This is a genomic window from Bradyrhizobium sp. SHOUNA76 (genome assembly GCF_023006445.1).
Taxonomy (GTDB): Bacteria; Pseudomonadota; Alphaproteobacteria; order Rhizobiales; family Xanthobacteraceae; genus Bradyrhizobium.
In genome coordinates, this window is sequence record NZ_JALBHA010000657.1 from 1 (window position 1) to 2882 (window position 2882).

A 2882-nucleotide genomic window follows, 5' to 3' on the forward strand; every position below is an offset into this window, starting at 1 on the left:
GAGACCGTGGGCACGGCCGAGCCGATCCACACCCGCAAGCTGCCGGCCCGGGGAGAGCCCTGGATCGCGGCGGTGAGCCGCTCGCACGGCGATCCCAGGAGCGAGGCGTTCATCGACAACAGGCCCAATGCGGTGAGACGGACCGTCGGCTCGGCCGTGAAATTCGGCCGGATCGCGGAAGGCAGCGCCGACATCTACCCCCGCTTCGGGCCCACCTGTGAATGGGACGTCGGAGCCGGCTCGGCGGTCGTGACGGCGGCCGGCGGCAGGGTGACCGACGGCAAAGGCGGCGAGCTCAAGTTCGGCCAGCGCAGCGACACCGGCTTCATCATCCCGGATTTCATCGCCTGGGGCGACCCACAGGCAGAACCCTGAGGCGGTAGGCTGCTACTGACTGAGCTGTTCCCATAGCGCCGGCCAGCGCTTGCCTACCTCATAGAGGAACCGCTCGGGGTCGGCGGCGAAGGCGTCACGATTGGTTTCCCGGCTGAACAGGTACAGCCGCTGCGCCACGATCGCGAAGAAACGGGGATTGCCGGCAATGGTGACGCCGCGGGCGATATCAGCGGGATCGTAGCCGCCGAATTGCGGCCCATAGATTTCGGGATGGGCCAGGAAGGAGGCGCGGTTACCCTCGTTGCGGAAGCGCCAGACCGCGCCCCAGAGGTTGGCCTCGAACTCGGCCGTCCCCTGCACGGCTCTCTCGTCCACGAAATAAGCGACGGGATCGAAGCCCTCGATGGCAACGCCGGTGAAGCGGTTGACGACGACCCGCTCGGTCGTGGCCGCCTCGGCCGGCAACCCCGAGCCGGTGATCCCTATGCCCGAGAGCAGGCAGACGAGGAGGCCGATCAAGGCAATTCCGGGGCGCAAAGGGCTATCTTCCTGCCGTTGTGCCGTCATAGTTGCTGCGGATAACATCCGAGTCGAGGGGACATCCGGCGCAACCCTAGGGCCGCGCCTGTTGGCGTCAGGTTAAGGAAGCGACGGGTTTCGGTACCAGGGGTTCTTTTATGACTTTCGCATCACGCCTTGCTGCGCTCGCGCTCGTCGCGATGGTGGGCTGGATCGTGCCGGCCTCCGCCCAGCAGGCGCCGCCGCCCAATTTGCCGCCGCCGCAGCGGACCCCGACGCCCAGCACCTACGGGCCGGACGAACTCGTCGGCGCCGGTCACCGCTTCTTCGGCAACGTCTCGCGCGGGCTCGCCTCGATCATCGAGAAGGCGATCAGCCAATGGGGTCTGCCCAACGGCTATATCCTGGGTGAGGAAGGTTCCGGCGCCTTCGTCGCCGGCCTGCGCTACGGCGAAGGCACGCTCTACACCAAGAACGCCGGGGATCTCAGGGTCTATTGGCAGGGCCCCTCGCTCGGCTTCGACTGGGGCGGCGACGGCGCGCGCACCATGACGCTGGTCTACAATCTGCCCGCCACCAACGCGATCTACCAGCGCTTCGCCGGCCTCGACGGCTCGGCCTACATCATCGGCGGCTTCGGCATGACCGCGCTCACCGCCAACAACATCGTGCTGGTACCGATCCGCTCCGGGCTCGGCCTGCGGCTGGGCGCCAATATCGGCTATCTCAAATACACGCCGCGTGCGACCTGGAACCCGTTCTAGGCCGCTTCTCCCATCCGGGCTACGGATCAAGGTTAACGACAGACCGGGGCTGGCTTTTTGCCGGCCCGCCATGGCATGGTCGTTGGTGAATTTTTCCTTAAGCTTGGGAGTTCTGGCCCATGGTCGAACCGATCATGTACCTGGCGATCGGTTTCCTGCTCTCGATGTTGTTCGGGCTCGCGATCGTGCCGCTGGTGCATAACCGCGCCGTGCGCCTGACCACGCGCCGGCTTGAGGCCGCAACGCCGCTGTCGATGGCGGAGATCCAGGCCGACAAGGACCAGCTCCGCGCCGAATTCGCCATGTCGGCGCGCCGGCTCGAGATGAGCGTCGAGCAGCTCAAGAACAAGACCACGAGCCAGCTCGCCGAGCTCGGCAAGAAGAGCGACGCCATCAACCGCATGAAGATCGAGCTCGGCGAGAAGAACGCCACGATCTTCGCGCTGGAGGCGCGCGAGAAGGCTGTGAAGGAGCAGCTCCGCGCCACCGAGGAGGAATTCAACACCAAGACCGAAGCCCTGCGCGCCGCCGAGAATGCACTGACCGACAAGCAGGGCGAGCTGGCCAAGATCAATTCCGAACTGTCCGACCGCTCGATGATGGCGGAGAGCCGCCAGGTCGAACTGGTCGCCGTACGCACGCAGATCGAGGAATTGAAGAACCGCGTCGGCGATGCCGAGAAGGAGTTCGCGGCGACGCAGGCGCGGCTCGCGCAGGAGCGGCTGGAATCGGAGACCGCCTCGCGCGAGCTCGGCGATGCCCGCGGCCGGGTCGAGAATCTGAGCCAGCGCGTCACCGAGCTCGATCGCCAGCTGATCGGACAGGTGAAGGAAGCCGAGATGCTGTCCGGCCGCGTCGCCGACCTCGAAGGCCGCCTCGCCACGCAAGGCAAGCTGCTCGCCGAGCGCGACTATGAGAACAACCAGCTGCGCCAGGCCAATGAGACCAACGAGCGCACCGTCAAGGAGCTGCGCGTCGAGATCGCGGGCCTCAGCGGCGGCAAATCCTCCGCGGCCATGGAAGCGCTGCGCGCGGAAAAGACCGCGCTGGAGGAGCAGCTGCGCACCGCCCGCGACGAGCGCGCCAAGCTCCAGCGCGACATCAACGCGATCCAGCAGCAGGCCGAGAGCTCCTGGGCGACCGAGCGCATGGAGAACGCGCTGCTGCGCGAGCGCATCAACGACATCGCCGCCGAGGTGGCCAAACTCGCGATGCAGCTCGAAGGGCCCAACTCGCCGATCGAGGCGCTGCTGGCGGCCGAGG

4 protein-coding genes are annotated in these 2882 nt (G+C 66.7%); 3 read left to right on the forward strand and 1 reads right to left on the reverse strand.

Annotation, left to right across the window (positions count from 1 at the left end):
* A partial coding sequence (locus tag MOV74_RS35150) for an inositol monophosphatase family protein (protein ID WP_309486866.1) occupies nt 1-375 on the forward strand: 375 nt, incomplete at its 5' end.
* Between the two features lie 12 nt (nt 376-387).
* Here the strand turns inward: MOV74_RS35150 and MOV74_RS35155 are convergent.
* Nucleotides 388-873: a YHS domain-containing (seleno)protein gene (locus tag MOV74_RS35155; protein WP_246931691.1), complete on the reverse strand. Its 486-nt coding sequence runs from the start codon at nt 871-873 to the stop codon at nt 388-390.
* 140 nt (nt 874-1013) lie between these two features.
* On the opposite strand from MOV74_RS35155, the gene MOV74_RS35160 reads away from it, so the two are divergent.
* Together MOV74_RS35160 and MOV74_RS35165 are read left to right on the forward strand one after the other, a co-directional pair.
* Entirely contained in the window at nt 1014-1619 is a 606-nt protein-coding gene (locus MOV74_RS35160) for a DUF1134 domain-containing protein (protein ID WP_212088922.1), read from the forward strand.
* Nucleotides 1620-1738: 119 nt separating this feature from the next.
* Nucleotides 1739-2882, forward strand: a 1144-nt coding sequence (locus MOV74_RS35165; RefSeq protein WP_246931693.1) for a hypothetical protein, incomplete at its 3' end; no start/stop codon positions are given.